Source organism: Allostigmatella hybrida, assembly GCF_020103775.1.
Classification (GTDB): Bacteria; Myxococcota; Myxococcia; order Myxococcales; family Myxococcaceae; genus Hyalangium; species Hyalangium aurantiaca.
In genome coordinates this window covers 436,138-457,295 of sequence record NZ_JAHXBH010000001.1, presented here as the reverse complement: position 1 = coordinate 457,295, position 21,158 = coordinate 436,138, and the positions used below count along the sequence as shown (strand labels likewise).

The 21,158-nt window shown below is 68.3% G+C and carries 12 protein-coding genes; 3 read left to right on the top strand and 9 right to left on the bottom strand.

Annotation, left to right across the window (positions count from 1 at the left end):
• Positions 1-12: 12 nt before the first annotated feature.
• The 5 genes from KY661_RS01755 to KY661_RS01735 all read right to left on the bottom strand — a co-directional run bounded on the left by KY661_RS01755 (position 13) and on the right by KY661_RS01735 (position 9,168).
• On the bottom strand, positions 13-732 hold the full coding sequence (locus KY661_RS01755; protein ID WP_225408524.1) for a DUF4336 domain-containing protein: 720 nt from the start codon (positions 730-732) through the stop codon (positions 13-15).
• 52 nt (positions 733-784) lie between these two features.
• Positions 785-2,665 carry a serine/threonine-protein kinase gene (locus KY661_RS01750; protein ID WP_225408523.1) on the bottom strand — a complete coding sequence of 627 codons (1,881 nt, stop codon included), beginning with the start codon at positions 2,663-2,665 and terminating at the stop codon, positions 785-787.
• Positions 2,666-2,882: 217 nt separating this feature from the next.
• Positions 2,883-3,557, bottom strand: coding sequence for a hypothetical protein (locus tag KY661_RS01745; protein ID WP_177233572.1), 675 nt, complete (start codon positions 3,555-3,557; stop codon positions 2,883-2,885).
• Positions 3,544-4,182, bottom strand: a complete 639-nt coding sequence (gene rdgC, locus KY661_RS01740) for a recombination-associated protein RdgC (protein ID WP_225409165.1) — start codon at positions 4,180-4,182, stop codon at positions 3,544-3,546. The genes KY661_RS01745 and rdgC overlap by 14 nt, the downstream gene beginning before the upstream one ends.
• Before the next feature lie 429 nt (positions 4,183-4,611).
• On the bottom strand, positions 4,612-9,168 hold the full coding sequence (locus KY661_RS01735) for a type I polyketide synthase (protein WP_225408522.1): 4,557 nt from the start codon (positions 9,166-9,168) through the stop codon (positions 4,612-4,614).
• A 172-nt stretch (positions 9,169-9,340) separates the two neighbouring features.
• On the opposite strand from KY661_RS01735, the gene KY661_RS01730 reads away from it, so the two are divergent.
• Genes KY661_RS01730 through KY661_RS01720 form a run of 3 tightly spaced genes read left to right on the top strand, consistent with a single transcriptional unit; the run spans position 9,341 to position 16,558 of the window.
• Positions 9,341-10,867 (top strand): HAL/PAL/TAL family ammonia-lyase, encoded by a 1,527-nt coding sequence (locus tag KY661_RS01730; RefSeq protein WP_225408521.1) that lies wholly within the window; start codon positions 9,341-9,343, stop codon positions 10,865-10,867.
• 17 nt (positions 10,868-10,884) lie between these two features.
• The gene (locus KY661_RS01725; RefSeq protein WP_225408520.1) at positions 10,885-15,258 is read left to right on the top strand and encodes a MupA/Atu3671 family FMN-dependent luciferase-like monooxygenase; all 4,374 of its coding nucleotides are present in this window, start codon (positions 10,885-10,887) and stop codon (positions 15,256-15,258) included.
• Between the two features lie 46 nt (positions 15,259-15,304).
• Positions 15,305-16,558, top strand: a complete 1,254-nt coding sequence (locus KY661_RS01720; RefSeq protein ID WP_225408519.1) for an acyl-CoA dehydrogenase family protein — start codon at positions 15,305-15,307, stop codon at positions 16,556-16,558.
• A 37-nt stretch (positions 16,559-16,595) separates the two neighbouring features.
• Here KY661_RS01720 and KY661_RS01715 read toward each other — a convergent pair whose 3' ends face one another.
• The 4 genes from KY661_RS01715 to KY661_RS01700 all read right to left on the bottom strand — a co-directional run bounded on the left by KY661_RS01715 (position 16,596) and on the right by KY661_RS01700 (position 21,112).
• Positions 16,596-17,027 (bottom strand): ester cyclase, encoded by a 432-nt coding sequence (locus tag KY661_RS01715; protein ID WP_225408518.1) that lies wholly within the window; start codon positions 17,025-17,027, stop codon positions 16,596-16,598.
• A 29-nt stretch (positions 17,028-17,056) separates the two neighbouring features.
• On the bottom strand, positions 17,057-17,488 hold the full coding sequence (locus KY661_RS01710; protein WP_225408517.1) for a nuclear transport factor 2 family protein: 432 nt from the start codon (positions 17,486-17,488) through the stop codon (positions 17,057-17,059).
• Positions 17,489-17,520: 32 nt separating this feature from the next.
• Positions 17,521-20,643, bottom strand: coding sequence for a type I polyketide synthase (locus KY661_RS01705; RefSeq protein ID WP_225408516.1), 3,123 nt, complete (start codon positions 20,641-20,643; stop codon positions 17,521-17,523).
• 73 nt (positions 20,644-20,716) lie between these two features.
• Positions 20,717-21,112: a cupin domain-containing protein gene (locus tag KY661_RS01700; RefSeq protein WP_225408515.1), complete on the bottom strand. Its 396-nt coding sequence runs from the start codon at positions 21,110-21,112 to the stop codon at positions 20,717-20,719.
• Positions 21,113-21,158: the final 46 nt, after the last annotated feature.

Here is a 21,158-nt window from a genome sequence, read left to right as displayed (position 1 = left end):
TTTCTGGACTGCTCAGAGATAGGTGGCGGCCTGGCGAAGCGCCTGGGCGGCCTCGGCCCCCGAGGCGACCTTTTCATGCGAGACGATGAGCCGCACCAGCCCCGGCAGGGCCGCGTAGCGCTCCAGGTCCGCGCGCAGCGCCTTGGCATCCTTGACCAACAGGAGCTTCGCGAGCCGGGAGACCCGGGGGCCCGGCGCGGAGCCCAGGAGCGTGGTGAAGAGAAAGCCGAGCACGTCGCGCTTGCGGTCCATGTTGAAGACCGCATCGTTCAGCACCACCGTGGTGCCGTCCTTCGAGCGCACGAGCATGGCCCCTTCGGCCTCCTTCACCCCGTGCAACATCTCCAGCCGCACGTCCTCGCCGTGGGGAAAGTCCTCGTAGACGCCATCCACCGGGACCTTCTCCTCCACCTCGCGGCGGCCGCCCGAGGGCGCGAAGACGCGGAGCGAGGGGTAGCGCTGCTTGTACGCGGGAGCATCGAGCCGGTGCATCCTGTTCGGCACGATGAGGCTCGACAGCGGACCGAGCGCTTCCAGCTCACGCTGCACCGGTTCCTCCAGCGCGATGCCGTTGTGGATGACGAGGGTGCCATCATCCCGGCGCACGACGGTCATGACCCGCTTGAGGGACATGCGCGGCAGGGCGCCCTCGACACGCCAGAGGTTCTCCGCAAGCCGCTCCAGCGGGCCGTGCGGCAGGACAGTCCAAGGGGAGGCGGAATTCGTGGCCATACCTCTTTCTACCGCAAGGCCTCTCCGAAGAGCGGCCCTGAGAGCCCTGTGTCTACAGGGCCACTGCGGGGACCACCGTCGTCACCGCGCGCACCTGCCGCTGGAGCGTCCAGTAGTGGCGCTGGAAGGGCAGGTTGAGCGGGTCCAGGGCCAGGGCCTTGGCGTAGCAGTCGATGGCGGGGCGCAGGGCGTTCTGGGTCTCCAGTTGCCGGGCCCGCATCAGGAACGCCCGTGACTTCTCCTCCGCGCCGGGCCGGGCGGTGAGGAAGGCCTTGCGCAGGGGCTCCACGGACTCCTGGGACACCCCGGCGGCCATGCACCGGGCGATGCCATGGGCGTTGCCCCGGGTGGCGTCGAAACCCACGCGCGACAGGGGGTCCCCCAGCGTGCGCCGCGCCGCATCCACGCGGGCGCCCAGCGTCATCAACTCCTTGCGCTGGCCCGCGGGCAACGGGCGCTGCCGGAAGTCCCCCAGCTTGCGCAGCGCCGTCTCCGCGCGCTGGCGCACCTCCTCGAAGCTGGCCGACGGCGCCAGGCCGAGCAGGACGTAGGGGTCATGCATCAGCGCGGCGGTGCGGGACAGGAGCTGGGCCAATTCTGGATCGGCCGGCGGCTCCGCGGACTCCACCTTGGGCGGCGCCGTGCGGGCGAGCACCTGGGCGAGCATCTGCCGCAGCGGCTCCGAGGGCTCGGCGAAGCGGACGGAGAAGCCCGCGGCGATACCGAGGATGTGAGCCTCGTCCTTGGACACGTGGCGCACCACATCGGCGATGCACAGGAGCGACTTCCCCTGGAAGGTGAGCTCCATGGGCAGCCGGGCCGCCCGCTGCGGCAACGGCCCGTCATGCGCGATGAAGAGGCCGTCGGGCCGCACCTCCCGGACATCCACGGTGTGCGTCCCCTGCCCCGCGAGTCCCCGCACCCGGACCTGAAGGCCCGCCTGAGGCGTGGGCACGGGCGTGAGCGTAGGCGTAGGCGCGGGCTCACGCGCGGGCGCGGCCTCGCGCACGGGCGCCTGGGGCGCGGCCTCGAGCAGCGCGTCGCGGAACTCCCGGGCGCTCTGGAAGCGCTCCTCGGGGCGCCGGGCGATGGCCCGCATCAACACCTCGGAGAGGGCCTTGGGCACCCGCGCATCAATGACATGGGGCGGCAGGGACCGGACCTCGGGCTGGCCGAGCAGCACCTCGCCCATCCGCCCCCCGCCGAAAGGCAGGCGGCCCGTGACGAGCCGGTAGCCCACCACGCCCAGCGAGTACACATCCATGCGGGTGTCGGCCGCAGTGGTCTCCCACTGCTCCGGCGCCATGTAGGCCGGAGAGCCCAGGGCCATGCCGGCGTTCAGCTCGTCCTGGGAGAAGCTGGCGGCCAGGACGCTGACCATGCCGAAGTCGAGCACCTTCACCCGGGGCGTCCCGTCCTTGGGACGGGTGAGCACGAGGTTGTCGGGCTTGAGGTCCCGGTGAACCACGCCGCGGGAGTGCGCGGCCTCCAGCCCTTCGAGCACCTGGCCCAGCATCCACACCACATCCGCGCACGGCAGGGGCAGCGGCAACGACGAGAAGGACTCGCCCGCCACGTACTCCATCAGCAGGCTCGGCAGGCCTCCGGGCCCCGGGCGCGCATCGAGAATGCGGGTGACGCTGGGGTGCACCACGCGGGAGGCCACGTGGGTCTCCACGTAGAACCGGTCCTTCACGGTGGGGTTGGAGGCCAGGTGCGGGTGCAGCACCTTCAGGGCGAACTCCGCCCCGGTGGACATGTGCTGGGCGAGGTACACGGTACCGGTCGCCCCCGAGCCGAGCTGCTTCTGGAGCACGAGCGGCCCGTGCAGCAGTCCGCCCTGGGCTGACCCTTCCTCGGGCCGGGACGAGCCCGGAAGAGACGGGCAGACCGTCCGGATCGGATGTTCAATCTGGCAACGAACACATCCCATCGACGCCACCCCATGAAAGTCCCGCCAACACGGCTGGGAGGGGGGCAATGCAACCTTCGTGCAGGGGGTTCAACGTTCGCGGGTGAACACGCCAACCGCACGAAGAGACGACTTTGGGTAAAAAGGAACGTCTGCTGGGGGTGTCATTTTTTCTGGGGGCCCCGGCAAACTTTTCGCCCCCGCCTGCCCCCCGGACAGGGGGCACACGGGCGATCGGCTACCGCTTCCGGGCGTTGGCGGCGCGCTGGATCGGCGTGAGCTTCTGCCGCTCCTCCTCGCCGCGCATCCAGGCCTTCATCGCGGGCACCACCTGCTTGGCCCACGCCTTGCCCGCGCGCACCGCCAGGAAGGCCTCCACCAGGGCGTTCACCAGGGCGGAGAGCTGCTCGGTGAGGGCCAGCCGCTCCGCGAGCTGGGAGTCATCGTCCTCGCTCATCAGGGCCGGCAGCTTCGCGGCGCGGATGTCGAGGAACTCCGCGTCCAATGAGACTTCGAAGGCCCGCTCCCCGTGGGTGAGCAGCAGGCGCGCCTGGTGCACGAGCAGCCCCTTGTCCAGGGCGCGCTTCACCTGCTCCGAGTAGGGCGCCTGGGCGCCCTTGGCGGACAGCTCGGTCACCTCCCCGCTCACGCCCTTGAGCACGATGCGCCCCACCAGGAGCACCGTGACGCCCACCTTCTCGTACTCCGTCACCGGCTCGCCGGCCTCGGAGTTCCACAGCAGCCAGGTGAGGAACTCGCGCCCCAGGTACGTCCGGCCGCGCAGCAGCGCCTCGCGCGCTTTGCCACGCTCGGCTTCGGCGGCGTCCTCCTTCTCCTCGGTAGCGGCGCCGTCGATGCCGACGTCCCCACGCATGAAGGCCGCTTCGGCCCGGGCCTCTTCACGCCTCCCCATGGCTCACCTCCGCGGACAGCTCCACGCCCAGCAGTTCGGCGGTGGGCCCCAGCGAGGCCTCCGCGAGGCCATTTCGCTCCGCCATGGCGGCGGGCACCAGCGGCAGCAGCTTCACCTTGAAGGCGGTCTCCACGGCGTTCATCACCTCTTCCACGGCGGTGCGCGAGGCGGCCCAGATCTGAAGCTGGCGGGCCTCCACGTTCCAGCTCAGGTCATGCACCTTGGTGCCGGGCACGGCGCGGTTGCGCAGCATCTGCCGCAGCCCGGCACGGCCCTCGGCCTTCTCCGAGCGGCCCGGCGGGCGGCCCTTCTCCTTCTCGAAGGCGGCGGACCACTTGTTGAGCTCGGCGCGCAGCACGGGGCCGGGCACCTTGAGCGTGTCCACGCGGTAGGCGAACAGGGTGTACTCGCCATAGGAGACGCTGCCGGAAGAGAAATCGGTGCCCTCCGAGTTCTCCAGCTCGACGAAGCCGGAGGCGCGCTCCTCCTCGCTCTTGCGGTCAATGGGTTCGAAGGCACGGGCCTTGAGCGCTCGGACGAGCGAGCGCTTGAGGTCCGCGGGCGCGTCCTCGGCAGGCTCGACGAGGAAGCGCGAGAAGGTGACAGCTCCACGCAGGACGGGCATGAGGCGCGGCAGGATGAGGAGGGCGCACGTCCCCGTCAAGCCACACGGAGTACGCACCCCGGCAGGCCTCATGCCTCCAAAAAGAATCGGGAAGGAGCCACCCCCGTAGCTCCTTCCCGACAGACCACCCCGTTGCTTCCCCTCTTCCCCAATCTTGTTCCGCCCCGCCCAACCCCCCGACCCGCCCGAACTCCCCGACCGCCCCGACCCCGCCCCGCCACTCCAACCCCACGTGCTTCTTGTGGATGAGTATTAGCATTCCGCGTGCCAGCCCCTTCGCAGGGCTTCTCTCCAGTTGTTTCAAGCACTTACACGAAATGCATCCCAGGACCTGTCCCGAAGGGAGGTAAGACTTACCGCCTCCTCACACTCAAGTCTCCCATCCCCCTCGGTCAACGGCCGGACCGCTCAGGGGGCACCAGCCCCCGGCTATGACTGCTCTGCCTGTTCCAGCACGAGCTCTTCGATGGCCAGCGAGACCTGCGCCACGGTGCGCCCTTCGAAGAGCGCCAACACGGGCAAATCCACGTCGAAGAGATCCCTCAGGCGTGACACCACCTGAGTTGCCAGGAGCGAGTGGCCTCCCATCTCGAAGAAGTCATCGTTCACCCCGACCCGCTGCACGCCCAGCATCTGCTGGAAGATCTCCGCCACCCGGATCTCCACGTCACTGGAGGGCGGAACGAAGGCCTGCGCCAGAGGTAGCCGCTCACGGAGCGGCTGCCGGGTCTGAAGCCGCTTGACGTACTCCAGCAGCGCCGCGCCCGAGAAGCGCTTCAGCATGGCCGTGAGTGGCCGTGGCGTGACCACAACCTGGGGTGCCGGGCTTCCGAGCAGCCTCGTGAAAGCACGTGCTCCCTCCGCGGGGCTGATGCCGTCGCGCAACCGCTCGTCGTTCAGCGCGCGCAGCGCCTCCGGCCACTCGGCAGCCACCGCCATGCCGACCTCGCGCCAGGTGTCCCAGTTCACCGAGACCGTCCAGGCCCCCGCGGCCCTCCTGCGCCGGGCGAAGGCATCGAGGAAAGCATTGGCGGCCGTGTAGTCCACCTGGCCGATGCCCCCCAGCACCGAGGCCGTCGAGGAGCACAGAACCCAGAGAGCGGGGGGATCGCTGCCGAGCACCTGCTCCAGCACCCGCGTGCCGTACACCTTCGGAGCCAGCACCGCTGCGGCCTCCTCGCGGCTCCGCGTGGGCAGGAGCCCTCCCCCTGCCACGCCCGCCGCGTGGATGACGCCGTGGATCCGCCCAAAGCGGGCGTGGACCTGCTTCACCGCCGCGCGCAGCGCCTCCTCCTGGGTTACATCCGCCGCGAGCACCAGGACCTCCGCCCCCCGTGCCTCCAGCCGCATCACCCGGCGGAGGCGCTCCGTCACCGGATCACGCTCCGCGTGCGACGCCAACCACGCATCCCACGCGTCCCGGGGAGGCAGTCCGCCGCGGCCTACCAGCGCCAGGCGGACTGGGCCTCGCTCCGCGAGCGCCTCCGCCAGCGTCAGCCCGAGGCCCCCCAGCCCTCCCGTGATCAGATAGGTCCACCCCGGCTCCCACCGGGAAGCCCCCTCCTCCAGGGCTGGCAGACGGAGGGGTTCGAATCCCTCCAGCCACCGGTGCCGCCCGCGAAGCGCCACGCGAGGGGCCTCCTTGCCGCCCAGCAAGGCCTCGGAGATCACGCGCGTGGCCAGCGCCGCCGCCGCCGCATCGCCTTGGGGCGGCACCACATCCACACTCCGGCAGAAGACATTGGCCAGTTCCTGAGGCAGCACCTTGATGGGTCCGAGCAGCATCGCCCGCTCCGGGACGAGCCCCTCCTCTCCCGTAATTTCCTGCACGCCGGTGGACACCACCGTCAGCTCCAGCGAGTGCGTCACCCCGTGCGAAGCCAGGGCTTGCCCCAGGAAGAGGAGCCCATAGAAGGACAGCTCCTCCGGTGCCACGCCCTCCGCCCCCCGCGGCGCTCCCGTGTTCCACAGGTGCAAGACATGACTTGGCGTCCGGGCCAGGGCCCGCAGCTCCTGCAAGAGCTGCTCGTGATCTGCCCGGCTCGAGGGCTGGATGACAAAAGCATCTCGGCCGAGCCGTTGGAACTGCTCGCCCGGGGTGACGAGGGTCACGGCCTGGCCGTGACGTTCGAGGCAGAGGGCCAACTCGCGTGAGAGCGGGCTGCCGTCGGAGAAGAGCAGCCAGAAGCGCTTGTGCGCGGGAAGTACGCGCTCCAAGCCCTCCAGAGGCGCCCCCTGCCGCCAGGACGGCACGTGGAACCATTCCGCCACGTCCTCCGCGCGGCCCTGCACCGGAGCATCGCCCTCCACGGACTCCACCCAGTGGCGGCTCCGCTCGAAGGGGTATGCCGGCAGGCTCACGCACTGGCGCCTCTCGGCCTCGTAGAAGGCCTCCCACCGCAGCGGCACCCCAGCCAGCCACAGCTGCCCCAGCGTCTCCAGCAGCTGCTCGGACTCGGCTCTCGGCTCCTGCGGATGCGGCAGGGAAGCGAATGACCGGAGCGGCCGCGGCTGCTGCCGCACCAGGGCCGTGAGCGTCGTGCCCGGCCCCACCTCCACCAGCACGGCGTCCTCACGCGCCGCAAGCGTCGCCACGCAGTCCGCGAAGCGCACCGTCTGGCGCAGGTGCTGAGCCCAGTAGGCGGGATCCGTGGCCTGTCCGGCAGTGATCCACGTCCCCGTCAGGCTGGAGACGAAGGGCAGTTGGGGCACGGCGGGTGCCGCCTTGCGCACCTCGTGCTCGAAGTCCCGCAGCATCGGCTCCACCATGGCGGAATGCTGCGCATGGGACGTGGAGAGCCGCCGGGGGCTCAACCCCTGGCCGCGAAGCTTCTGCTCGAGGGCCGAGATGTCCGCGTCGGGACCCGAGGCGACGCACAACCGCGGCGCGTTGACGGCGGCGAGCGAGAGGGAGGGCCCAAGCAGTGGACGCAGCTCCGCCTCCGCGAGCGGGACGGCCAGCATGGCCCCTCGTGCGAGCGCCTGCATCATCCGGCCGCGCGTGGCCACCAACGCCAGGGCGGCGGGGAGTGTCCACACCCCACACAGGCACGCGGCCACGTACTCGCCCAGACTGTGCCCGGCCATGGCGCGCGGCTGGACCCCCCAGTGCATCCACAGCCGGGCCAGCGCGTACTCCGTCACGAACAGCGCCGGCTGGGTGAAGGCCGTCTGGTGGAGGGCGTCCGTAGGCGTGCCTGGCGCAGGGTAGAGCACCTGACGCAAGTCCACGTCGTCCAACAGGGGCCGTAGCAGCCCCGCGCAGCGATCCACCTCGGCCCGGAAGACTGGCTCGGTCTCATAGAGGACCCGCGTCATGCCTGGGTGCTGCGCTCCTTGTCCCGGAAAGAGGAAAACCACCTCGGCCGCGGAGCCCTCAAGGTGCGCGCTGATGACCCGCCGGCTGGAAGGGCCGCCCCGGAGCGCGGCCGCGGCATCGGCCATGTCCCGGCACACCAGCACGCGCCGGTGGGCGAACGCCCGCCGCCCGGCCGCCAGGGTGTACGCCACGTCATCCAGGGGAACCTCGGGCCGCTTCGCGAGGAATCCCGTCAACTGCTCGGTGGCCGCATCCAGCGCCGAGGGCGTCTTCGCCGAGAGCACCAGGAGCCGGTGCGAGCGGATGGATGGCACCGAGGCCTCCCGCGCCGGAGGCTGCTCGACCACCACGTGAGCATTCGTCCCCCCCACGCCGAACGCACTCACCCCCGCGCGGCGGGGCTCCCCCTGCGAAGGCCAGTCCCGGGCCGAGGAAAACACCTGGAAGGGCCCCTGTTCCAGGCCGAGCTTCGAATTGGGCGTCTCAAAATGGAGTGTTCCAGGGATCCGCCCCTCGCCCACGATCCGCGCAGCCTTGATCAACCCGGTCACGCCGGCAGCGTTGTCCAGATGGCCCAGGTTGGTCTTCACCGAGCCCAACACGCAGCCTCCAGGGCGCCGCGAGCCGCCCAGGACGCGCTGGAGCGCTTGCACCTCGATGGCGTCCCCCAGTTCGGTGCCCGTTCCATGCGTCTCCACGTACCCGATGTCCCCGGGCTCCAGACCCGCCATGGCCAGCGCGCTGGAAATCACCTCCGCCTGCCCCTCCACGCTCGGGGCAGTGAAGCCCACCTTGGCCGAGCCATCGTTGTTGATGGCCGAGCCCTTGATGACCGCGTGAATCTCATCGCCCTGCGCGAGCGCGTCTGCCAACCGCTTGAGGACGACCACGCCGGCACCATCGCTGAAGACCGTGCCCTGGGCCCGGGCGTCGAATGCGCGCACATGGCCGTCGGGCGAGACGATGCCCCCCACCTCGTGGAGATAGCCCGCGCGTTGCGGCACCACCAGGGAGACCCCGCCCGCGAGCGCCAGATCGCACTCCCCTACGAGCAGCGCCTGACACGCCAGGTGCACGGCCACCAACGAGGAGGAGCAGGCGGTCTGCACGGTGAGCGCAGGCCCGGTCAGTCCCAGCTTGTAAGCCACACGGGTGGCGAGCTGATCGCTCACGTTCCCCTGGTGGATGAGCGCGGGCCCCAGCTCCCGGAGCGTCCCCCGCTGGGGGTACACGTTGCGCAGCAGATACGTGCTCAGGTAAGCACTCGCGTAGACCCCCACCCGGCCTCTCGCCCGCTCTCCTGCATGGCCCGAAGCCTCCAGTGCCTCCCAGGCACACTCCAGGAAGAGCCGCTGCTGGGGATCCATGATCTCCGCCTCGCGCGGATTGAAGCCAAAGAACCCCGCATCGAAGTCCTCGATCCCCTCCACGAGGCCTCTCGCCGCCACATAGCGCGGATTCTTCCGCAGCGCGTCCTCCACCCCGGCCGCCACCAACTCCTCCGGAGAAAAGAAGGAGATGGACTCCTTGCCCGCGAGCAGATTCTCCCAGAGCGTGTCGACGCCGGGAGCCCCGGGAAACCGCCCGGTCATGGCGATGATGGCGATGTCGGTCTCGCCGCTGGAGGGCTGGCTCACCATGGGAGGGGACTCATGCGCGGCTGTCATGTGCGCCATCTATTACAGAAGTCTCCCCATACACAGAAGAGCCCACGCGCCGCGCCGCGTCTTTCCTTCGATGCACGTGCCCTCTGGGAGCAGGGGAATAGGCTTACACACGCTTCGCCTTTGCCCCGTACTCTTGAAGAAGCTTTCCCGTCGAGGGTAGCTTGTGCGCCTCATGCCCCCTGCTGCCACTCACGCCCTCTCCCTCGCGTTCTATTCGCTTCATGAACTCCGCGCCCTCGTGGAGGAGCAACCCCAGCTCACCCTGGCACCGGAGGTCGCCGAGCGCATCGCCGCGGGCGCCCAGTACGTCCAGAAGAAGGCCCAGGAAGACCGCTACATCTACGGCGTCAACACGGGCTTCGGCTCCCTGTGCGAGACACGGGTGACGCCCGAAGAGGTGGAGCTGCTGCAATACAATCATGTCGTCTCCCATGCGTGTGGCGTTGGGGAGATCGTGCCCGAGCGCATCTCGCGGCTGGTGATGCTCATCAAACTGCTGACCTTCCGCACGGGCCACACGGGCGTCTCGCTGGAGACGGTGCAGCGGCTGCTGGACTTCTGGAACCACGGCATCATCCCTGCCATCCCGAAGAAGGGCACGGTGGGGGCCAGCGGTGACCTCGCGCCCCTGGCGCACATGGCCATGCCCCTGCTGGGATTGGGCAAGGTGTATCTGCGCGGCCAGATCGTGGACGCCATGCAGGCCCTTACGGAGAGGGACTGGAAGCCCTTGCGGCTCAAGGCCAAGGAAGGTCTGGCCCTCACCAACGGCGTCCAATACATCAATGCGCTCGGTGCCAACGCCCTCATGACCATCGAGGAGCTCATCGCCACCTCGGACGTCATCGCCGCGCTGAGCCTCCAGGGCTTCAGCGCCTCGCGCACCTTCTACCAGGACCTCTACCACCAGACCTCGTTCCACGAGGACAGGCGGATCGTCGCGGCCAACCTGCGGCGGTTGCTGGAGGGCAGCAATCACTTCGAGCTGCCCACCTGCAACAAATCCATGCAGGACCCCTATTCGTTCCGGTGCATGCCGCAGGTGCATGCCGCCATCCGGCAGACCTTCCGCTTCGCCAAGGACACACTGGAGAAGGAATACAACGGCGTTTCGGACAACCCGCTCTTCTTCCCCGAGCAGGACATCGTTCTCTTCGGCGGGGCCCTGCACGGAGAATCCACCGCCTTCGTGCTGGATTTCCTCGCCATTGCCACCAGCGAGGTCGCCAACATCTCCGAGCGGCGCACCTACCAACTGCTCTCCGGCCAGCGCGGCCTGCCCAGCTTCCTGGTGAAGCACCCCGGGGTGAACTCGGGGCTGATGGTCATCCAGTACACCTCCGCGGCCCTTCTCAACGAGAACAAGGTCCTCTGCACGCCGGCCAGCGTGGACACCATTCCCACCTGCCAGCTCCAGGAGGACCACGTCAGCATGGGCGGCACCTCCGCCTACAAGCTGGAAACGGTGGCCGCCAACTGCGAGTACATCCTCGGCATCGAGCTGCTCACCGCCGCGCAGGCCATCGACTTCAACGAGGGCTTGCGGCTGTCGCCCGTCACCGAGCGCATCCACAAGGCGTTCCGCCAGCAGGTTTCCTTCCTGGAGCGGGACCGGCCCATGGACGCGGACATCAACGCCGCGCACCAGTTCATCCAGTCCCAGCGCCGCGCGTGGACCCGCGAGTTCAACCTCATCTGACCGCCTGAACCTCCTTCATGACGAATCCCAGGGACCCCAAGGACCTCGCGCGCCGCCGCGCCAACCTCTCTCCGCAACAGCAGGAGCTCCTCGCCCGGCGCCTGCGGGGGGAGGCCGGAACGGGACGGCCCACCATCCGGCGCCGCGAGGATCCAGGCCGGGCGCCGCTCTCCTTCTCCCAGGAGCGGCTGTGGTTCCTGGACCAGCTCGAGCCCGGCAACCCCGCCTTCAACGAGAACGTGCTGCTGCGGTTGCGCGGCTCGCTGAACGTGGAGGCGCTGGACCAAAGCCTGGAGGAGCTCGTCCGCCGCCATGAGATCCTTCGCACCCGCTTCGTCCTGGAGGACGAGCGGCCCGTGCAACGTATCGCCCTGCTTGCGCAGCTTCCGCTGGAACGGGTGCAACTGACCGAGGTTCCCGAGGACTCCCGTGAGGCGGAAGTCACCCGTCTGGCCCGCCAGGAGGTCTGCAAGCCCTTCGATCTCACCCAGCCCGTGTTGCTCCGCGCCCTCCTGATCGAGGTGCGGGAAGACGTGCACGTGCTGCTCTTGACCAACCACCACATCATCTCGGACGGCTGGTCCCGGACGGTGCTGGTGAAGGAGTTGATGGCGCTCTATGGGGCGTATGCGCTGGGACAAGAGCCGTCCTTGCCCGAGCTGCCCATCCAGTACGGTGACTTCGCGGCTTGGCAGCGGGAATGGCTTCAGGGAGAAGTGCTCGCGCAGCAGCTTACCTATTGGAAGCAGCAGCTCGCCGCGCCGCGGGCCACCCTGCAATTGCCCACGTCCCGTCCACGTCCTCCCTCGGAGACGTACCGGGGGGCCGTCCACGCCTTCTCGTTTCCGCTCGAGCTCGCACACCGGCTGACGGCGCTTGCCCGTGCCGAGAACGCCACGCTTTATATGGTGCTGCTGGCCACATTCGACGTGCTCTTGTACCGGCTCTCCGGACAGACGGACATCATCGTCGGCTCACCCACCGCCAACCGTCACTTCGTGGAGACCGAAGGGCTGATTGGCTTCTTCGTCAACAGCCTCGTGCTGCGCACGGACCTGTCAGGCGAGCCCTCCTTCCAGCAGTTGCTCGGGCGCGTGCGTCAGGTGACCCTGGAGGCCTTCTCCCATGCCGAGCTGCCCTTCGAGAAGCTGGTGGAGGAGTTGCGTCCCGAACGGGACCCCAGCCGCGCCCCGCTCTTCCAGGTGATGTTCACCCTGCAGAACGTCCCCACCGCCCGCCTGGAACTGCCCCACCTCGCCCTCGAACCCGGCCGGGTGGACGCCGGGACCGCGCGTCTGGATCTCACGCTCGAGATCATTCCCACGGCCGAGGGGGGGTTGCGCGCGGAGCTCGAGTACAACACGGACCTGTTCGACGCTCCGATGGTGGAGCTGCTCGCCACGCGCTACCTGACGTTGCTGGAAGGGGTGGTGGCAAACCCGGGCCAGCGGGTGTCACGGCTGCCGCTCCTATCGCGCTCGGAGCGCCAGTTGCTCCTTCAGGAGTGGAACGATACCCGGTCCCCGTTGGGGACGGAGACCACCCTCGTCGAGCAATTCGAGGAGCAAGCCCGCCGCATTCCGGGCGAAACCGCCCTGATCGGGGGCCAGCGTCAGCTCACCTACCGCGAGGTGAACGAGCAGGCCAACCGCCTCGCACGCCTGCTCGAGCGGCGAGGGGTGGGCCCGGAAAGCCGCGTGGGCCTGTGCATGACGCATGGCCCGGAGTTGGTGGTAGCCATGCTGGGCATCCTCAAGGCGGGCGGTGCCTACGTCCCGCTTGATCCGGACTACCCCCACGAGCGCCTCACCTTCGTCCTGGACGATGCGCGTGTCACCCTTCTGGTCACCGAGGAGCCGCTGCGGGAACGGCTCGCCGTACCGGGACTCGAAGTGCTCTGTCCCAGGTCCGAGGGAGCCGCGCTTGCCGGGGAAAGCCCCCTGGACGCGCCTGCCCGCGCCCGCTGGGGCAATACCGCGTACGTCCTCTACACCTCGGGCTCCACCGGCCGTCCCAAGGGCGTCCTGGTGGAGCACGGCAATGCCGCCCATTTCTTCCACGCCATGGACTCGCGTGTGGAAGCCACCGGCGGCACCTGGCTGGCCCTCACCAGCTTTGCCTTCGACATCTCCGTCCTGGAGCTCCTCTGGACGCTGGCCCGTGGCTTCCGCGTGGTGGTCCCCCGCGAAGACGAGGTGGCCGAGGAGAGTCCGGAACCGGCACGCCAGCACGAGATGCAGATGAGCCTGTTCTTCTTCGCGAGCGCGGAGGAGCACACGACTGGAGACAAATACCGCCTGCTGTTGGAGTCGGCGCGCTTCGCGGATCAGAACCACTTCACCGCCGTGTGGACGCCCGAGCGCCACTTCCACTCCTTCGGCGGGCTCTATCCCAACCCCGCCATCACCAGCGCGGCCCTGGCCATCGCCACCCAGCGCATCCAGATTCGCGCCGGCAGCGTGGTGCTGCCCCTGCACAATCCCATCCGGGTGGTGGAGGAATGGTCCGTCGTGGACAACCTCTCCCACGGCCGGGTGGGCATCTCCTTCGCCGCGGGGTGGCACGCTGACGACTTTGTCCTGCAGAAGGGCCAGTACGCCGATCGCCGCGCCATCATGCTGCGTGACATCGACGCTGTCCGCCGGATGTGGCGGGGCGAGGCACTCCCCTTTCAGAACGGAGCTGGCAACGAGATCCAGGTCCGGCCCCTTCCCCGTCCCGTGCAGAAGGAGCTGCCCTTCTGGCTCACCGCCTCCGGGGATCCAAAAACGTTCGAGGCCGCGGGGGAGGCGGGCGCGGGCATCCTCACGCACCTGCTGGGCCAGAGCGTCGAGGAGCTGGCGGGGAAGATTGCCCGCTACCGCGAGGCCCGGGCCAAGGCGGGCCACCCCGGGGCAGGCCATGTCACGCTCATGCTCCACACCTTCGTGGGTGACAACCTTGAGGAGGTGAAAAGACACGTGCGCGGCCCCTTCTGCAACTACCTGCGCACGTCCCTGGATCTCATCCAGAACCTGGCGCGCAGCATGGGGGTGGACGTGAAGGCCCAGGGCTTCACCGAGGACGACATGGAGGCACTGCTGGGCCACGCCTTCGAGCGCTACTTCGGTACGAGCAGCCTGATGGGAACGGTGGACAGCTGCTCACAGATGGTGGACCGGCTGCGCGCCATTGGCGTCGACGAGCTGGGCTGTCTGATCGACTTCGGCGTGGACGCGGACAGGGTGTTGGCCAGTCTTCCCAAGCTGGACGAGCTGCGCCGGGCCATGAACGCGCCGCGTGCGCTCCAGCGGGAGCCTTCGCTGCTGTCGAACCTGACCCGTCACGGTGTCACCCATTTCCAGTGCACCCCGTCGTTGGGGCGCCTGCTGCTGCAGGAACTCGAAGGGCTCGGCAAGCTGCGCAAGCTCTTGGTGGGCGGTGAGGCCTTCCCGGTTCCTCTGGCGCGCGAGCTCTCCTCGCGGGTGCCCGAGGTGCTCAACATGTACGGACCGACCGAGACCACCGTCTGGTCCTCCACCCAGCACGTGCGCCCGGGAAGCCAGACGGTGCCGATTGGCCGGCCCATCGCCAACACCTCCTTTTACATCCTCGATGAACACCTGGAGCTGGTGCCCATTGGGGCCGCGGGCGAGCTGTATATCGGGGGCGCGGGAGTCACCCGGGGCTACCACGGGCGCCCGGACCTCACCGCCTCCCGCTTCGTGCCGGATCCTTTCTCCTCCACCCCCGGGGCGAGGTTGTACCGCACCGGCGATCTGGCCCGCTGGCTCCCCGAGGGAACGGTCGAATTCCTCGGCCGCAATGACCATCAAATCAAGCTGCGCGGCTTCCGGATCGAACTGGGGGAGATCGAGAACGCACTCGGCGAGCATGCCAGTGTCCGCGAGGCAGTGGTGGTGGTCCGCGGCCCCCCAGAGGATCAACGCCTGGTGGCTTATCTCGTCACCCGTTGGGGCGTGGAGTTGTCCCAGTCCGAGCTCCGCGCCTTCCTCAAGGAGCGCCTCCCGGACTTCATGCTCCCCTCCATCTTCGTCACGCTGGAGTCCTTCCCGCTGACGCCCAATGGAAAAGTAGATCGCAAGGCGCTGCCCATGCCGGAGCTTGCCCGCCCGGCGTTGGAGGGCGAGTACGTCGCGCCGCGCACCGCGCTCGAGCATCAGCTCGCCGGGCTGTGGGCCCAAGCGCTGGGCATCAAGCAGGTAGGCATCCACGACGACTTCTTCGAACTCGGGGGCCATTCGCTGCTCGCCACCCAGCTGGTCGCGAAGATCCGCTCGGCGCTCCGCATGGAGGTGCCATTGCGGTATTTTATCGAGGGGCGCACGGTGGCGGCTCTGGCCGAGCGGTTGGAGGCCAGCCGTGGCCAGCGCGCCCTGGTCCAACGCTAGAGGTCTTCGTCAACACGCAATGCACGCGCAGCGAGGAAATGAGCACATGAGCATGTTGAACCGGGGCCCCGAGGTGATCGATCACTCCAACCTCGAGGTGTCTGCCGAGGAGAAAGAGCTCATCGCCGTGGCCCGGCGCCTGGCCTACGAGAACTTCGGCCCGCGCGCGGAGCGCTTCGATGCGGAGAACCAGTTTCCCACCGAGAACTTCAAGGATCTCACGCACCACGGACTGATGGCACTGCGCGTGCCCAAGGAGTACGGCGGCAAGGGGGCCAGCAGCCTGGCCCTGGCGGCCGCGACCCTGGAAGTCGCCAAGGGGGATCCCGCCACCGCGCTGTGCTACACGATGCACAACACGGCGATGACGTTCATCGCCCTGCTGGCCACCCCCGAGCAGAAGGAGCGCTTCTTTGGCTGGGTGGTGAAAGAGGGCGCGAAGTTCAGCGCGCTCGGCTCGGAGCCCTCCGCCAGCACCTTCTCGGGGGACCTGCCCAAGACCGTGCTCACCCAGGCCCCGGGCGGCTACCTGCTGCGCGGGCGCAAGGTGTTCTGCTCCTGGGGGCCCAACGCGGACTTCGCCTTCGTCAACGCCATGCTGGGCGAGGCAGTGGTGGGCGTGGTGGTCTCCCTCCGGGCGGCGAACGTCCGCTTCCACGGGGACTGGAACACCCTCGGCATGCGGGGGACCCAGAGCGTCAGCATCGACTTCGAGGACACCTTCATCCCCACGGAGAACGTCATCACCACCCCGCTCACCCTGCTGCTGGAGCTGGAGTATGGCGTGGGCCTGTGCGCCGCCTACCTGGGAGTGGCCGAGTCCGCGTACCGCTTCGCCCGCGAGATTGCCCGCGAGAACATGCAGCGCCTGCTGGCCACACCAACCGGACATGGACACCCGGACGTGGGCCGGCTCTTCACCACCGTGGGAGAGATGAAGATCTCCCTTGAGCCAGCCTGGTTGATGTTGAAGCGGGCGGCGCTGACGGAGCCCGTCGGTTCCTTCGAGCGGACCTGGTGCCTGGCCGAGGCCAAGTACGTGGTCGGCGAGACGGCGGCCAAAGTCACCCAGCAGGCCATCCGCGTGGCGGGGGCCAAGTCCCTGAGCCGCGCGTTTCCAATCGAGCGCCTGTTCCGGGATGCGCAGGCAGGCCTGTTGATGGCCATCAAGCCGGACCACGCCGCCTACCTGGCGGGCCGCTTCGAGCTGGGTGTGCTTCCCAACGGCATGAAGGTGGCCCTCAACCCCACCGGTTACGCCATCTCTCCCGAGAGCCTGCGCAAGCCCTCCACCCCCTGACCCCTTGCAAAGAAGGGGCGGTCCCGCCCGGACAGGCCTACGGGCGTTGGACCAGCCCCACCTGGGCGAGGATGCCCAGCTCGTCCCGGTTCACCCACTCCTCGGCGATCTTCCCGTCCGCGATCCGGAAGAAGACCATCGCGGACCACTGCACGGACTGCCCGGCCACGTCCTTCGCGCCAAAGGGCGTGGAGATCATCCCGGCAAATGTCACGTGGTGAGTCAGGTATGCGGCCACCGTGTCGCCCTCGGCGGCCAGCCGGTGCAGGGTGGTGCGCGTCTGCTGGATGGAGTAGCGCGACATCTCCAGGAACATCCGCATCTGCTCGATGCCTTGAATGGGCTCGGGCAGCTCCAACCGGTGGATGACACAGCCGGAGGTGAAGAGTTCGTCCAGCACATCGGCCCGGCCGTCGATCACTTCCTCGAAGTAGCGGCGGACGAGCTTCTTATGGTTCTCAAGGGGCATGGATCTGTTCCGCGGAAGGCGGGAAGGGTTCAGGCAGCAGGGTCCCGGAAGATGGTCCACTGGGACAGCTTCCACCCCTGCTCCAGCTTGCTCCAGCGCCCCTCGCAGGTGGCGGTATTGCGCACGCGGGGCGCCGGGTCCTCCGGATGCTGCGCGGTGACCAGCACCTTGGTGCGCGTCACCGCCGTGGTGGCCGTCAGCTCGCGGAACAACGTGCCACTCGGGTGGTGGCGCAGCAGCTGCGGGTTGGGCTTGGCCGCCTCCATGGCGACCACCATCTCGATCTGCTCGCGGGAGTCGAAGCGCAACGCGGGCTCCTTCTCACCGTAGTTATAACACTCCCACACCGCATCCGGCGCGTAGTGGCTCATCAGCGCGGCAGGATCCGCCAGGGCATCCAGGGCGAAGAAGTAGCTGGTCATCACCTCGAGGATGGCAAGCTTGTCGTCGGCGGTACTCATGGTGTCGGCTCCTGTCTCTCCATGACGGTATGTCACTTGTTGGCGGCCGCAGTCTTCTCGGCGAGAAGGCTCTCCACCTTACGCGCCAGCGTGGCGGGAGTGGGGTTCTCCATCACCGCACGGGTGCTGATCTGTACGTCGAACATGGCGCGCAGGTGATTGGTGATGGCCACCAGCATCAACGAGTGCCCCCCGAGTTCCATCAAGTCATCGTCCGCGCCCACCTCTCGAATGCCAAGCGCCCGGCCGAAGACCTCGGCGATACGGACCTCCACTTCACCACTGGGGGCAACGAAGTCCCGCTGGTACGAACTGGGACGCGCTTGAAGGGGAGGACCGGCCAAAGAGGCCCGGGCTGCGGGAACACCCACGGCTTCCCCCCCGGGGGGACGCTCCAGTTCCCAGAGGGCGGGCGGCGCAGGGCTCTCGGCGGCCGGAGGGGCGTCGGAGCGCGAGGCGCCGAGCCGCTGTGCGCCCAGCGCCTTTTCCACCAGCTTGAACTCCTCGCCCGGTTCGTAAAGAGCGCACCAGATCTTCTCGAAGGGATAGTGCGGCAGGCGCACGCGGCGGCGCTTCTCATTGCCGTAGTAGGCGGCCCACTTCACGGACACGCGATGCGCCCACAGCGTCCCCAGGCTCCGCAGCAACACGCCGTAGTCCGAGTCCACCTGCTTCGGGTGCTTGAGCGAGGCGAGCGCCAGCTCTTGTCCTCCGCCCTCCACGGGATTGTCCAGGAGGATCCGGCTCAGGGTATGGCCAGGGCCCACCTCGAGGAACGTGCGGTGGCCCGAGGAGCGCAGCGTCTGCAGCCCCTCCCAAAAGCGCACCGGTTGCCGCAAGTGCCTGGCCCAGTACTGGGGATCCGTGGCCTGCTCCGGGGTGATCCAGGTGCCGGTGAGGTTCGAGATGAAAGGCAGGTTCGGGGCGCGGAACTTGATGCGCCGGGCGGCGGCCAGGAACTTCTCCGCGGCTCCCTCCAGCATGGCGGAGTGGAACGCATGTGACGTTCGCAGCCGGAAGGATTCAATCCCTTTGCCAGCCAGCACCTTCTCCAAGGACTCGATGGCCGCGTGAGGGCCCGAGACGACGCACTGCGTGGGGCTGTTCACCGCGGCAATGCCGAGGCCTTCTCCGAGCAACGGGCTCACCTCCGCCTCGGGACGGGTGATGGCGATCATCGCCCCCGTGGGAGCATCCTGGATGCAGCGTCCGCGCGCCGCCAGCAAGGTCAGCGCCTCTCCCGGATTGAACACGCCCGCCAGGCACGCGGCCACGTACTCGCCCACGCTGTGGCCAATCAGTGCCGCGGGTTGAATTCCCCAGCGCATCCACTGCCGCGCCAGCGCGTACTCCACGACGAAGAGCAAGGGCTGGGTGAGAGACGTCTGCTGAATCTGCTCCTCGGCCCAGGCCAGCTTCTCCGGCTTGGGGAAGAGGACCTCCCGGACATCCCGCTTGAGCAGTCCCTGAAGGGCCTCGCAGCAGTCGTCCACGTCCCGGCGGAACTCGGGCTCGGCCATGTACAGCTCCTGCGCCATCCGCGGGTGCTGGGAGCCCTGGCCTGGAAAGAGGAAAACGGCCTTCTGGGTCTCGGCGCGCGGACGCACCTTCACCGCGGGTGGAGGCGACTCCAGCGCCTGGAGCAGCGAGGGCACATCCTCGGCCACCAGGAAGCGGCGCGCGTCGAACTGGCGCCTCCCCAGCGCGCGGGTGAAGGCAACGTCCGCCACGTCCAGTTCCGGGTGCTGCCTCAGATGCGCCGCGAGCTGCGCCGTCATGGCCTCGAGCGCCTTCTCGGTACGGGCCGACAGCGTGATGAGCTGCCGGGGCCGCGCGCTGCGCACCACCGGAGCGGCCTCCGGCGCCTCCTCGAGGATGACGTGCGCGTTGGTGCCGCCCACGCCGAAGGAGTTGACCCCCGCGCGCCGGGGGGCTCCCTCCGTCCGCGGCCAGGGATGCAGGCTCGTGTTCACGAAGAAGGGGCCCGAGTTGAAATCGATGGCCGGATTGGGGTGCTCGAAGTGCAGGCTGGCCGGAATCGCCTCGTTCTCCAGCGCGAGCACCGTCTTCATCACCGACGCGATCCCCGCCACCGGATCCAGGTGGCCGATGTTCGTCTTCACCGACCCCAGGGCGACCGTCTTCGGCCCCACACCCTTGCCAAACGCCAAGTGCAGGCCCTCGAGTTCGAGCGGATCTCCCACCACCGTGGCGGTGCCATGCGCCTCCACGAAGGAGACACTCTGGGGAGGGATACCCGCTTCGGCGTAGGCTGTCCGGATGCACCGGGCCTGACCGTCAGCGCTCGGCGAGGCGAAGCTGAGCTTACCCTGGCGTCCATCGTTGTTGACCGCCGAGCCGGAGATCACCGCACGGATGGGATCCCGGTCGCGCAGCGCCTGGGCCAGCGGCTTGAGGACCAGGGCCGCCACCCCATTGCCCCAGACTGTTCCGCTGGCGCGCGCATCGAAGGCGCGGCAGTGCCCGTCTCTGGAGAGGATCATCCCCTCCACATGCTCATAGCCCTCCATTTGTGGCAGCCACAGCGCGGTGCCCCCCGCGAGCGCCACATCGGCGCGCCCATCGAGCACCGCCCGGCATGCCATGTCGATGGCCACCAGCGTCGTGGAGCAAGCGGTGTAGACGTAGATGGACTCACCCAGCAGGTTGAACAGATGCGACACCCGCATCGCCATGGCGTTGGCGACCCCGGTGGCCACCACCTCGAACATGGTGCCGTAGTCGTGCCCAAAGGCATCCAGCGCATCGAGGATGTGCCGTGACGGCCCACCCCCTCCATACACGGCGACCCGCTCGCCCAACGTCTCCGGCTCGTAGCCTGCGTCCTCGATCGCCGTCCAGGCATACTCAATGAAGAGCCGCTGCTGCGGATCCATCACCTTCGCGTCCCGCAGCGAGAGTCCGAAGAACTGGGGATCGAACCACTCCGTGTCCGCCAGGAACGCCCCCCGCGGGACAAAGTGGGGCGGCAGATTGCCGCGTGGATCCTTGCGGGAGTCGATGATCTTCTGCGGAATCTGCTGGATGGACTCCGTCCCGGTGCGGAGGTTCTCCCAGAACTGCTCCAGGGTATTCGCTCCGGGAAAGCGTCCCGACATTCCGATAATCGCGACTGGCTCGCGAGCCACACCCATGGACCTTCGCCTTCCTTGATGTTGGCCACTTCGTGGCAAAAAAAGACTGACAGAAGGGCTTTCCGCCTCGACTTTAGACGCCCTTGAGCGCTTCTGAAGAGGAAACGGCGCCCACCGAACCCTCTTCCAAGGGAAGGAAGAGAGTGATGCGCTCCGCCGCCCCTACATTGCGGCTGCGATGCCCTTTGCCGGAGGTATCCTCCATGAGCAGCACGCTGCCCGGCCCCAGCCGCCGGACCTCCCCATCACTCACCTCATAGTCCGCTTCGCCCGCGATCAGGATGGTCAACTCCCTCATCCCCACGGCGTGGAAATCGCTCGCGAAGCCAGGCGGAAAATGACGGAAGCCAGCGCCCAGTGCTGGCCAGAGCGCAGAACAAGCGAGCGCACCCATGGGCTCGAAGGAGACCTCCGCCTCCTCGAAATGACTCTCCTCATCGGGGCCCGTGACGATCTTCAGCAGCCGCATGTCCCTGCTCTCCCTGAAGCCCCCGCGCTCGGACAGAGGGCAGGCA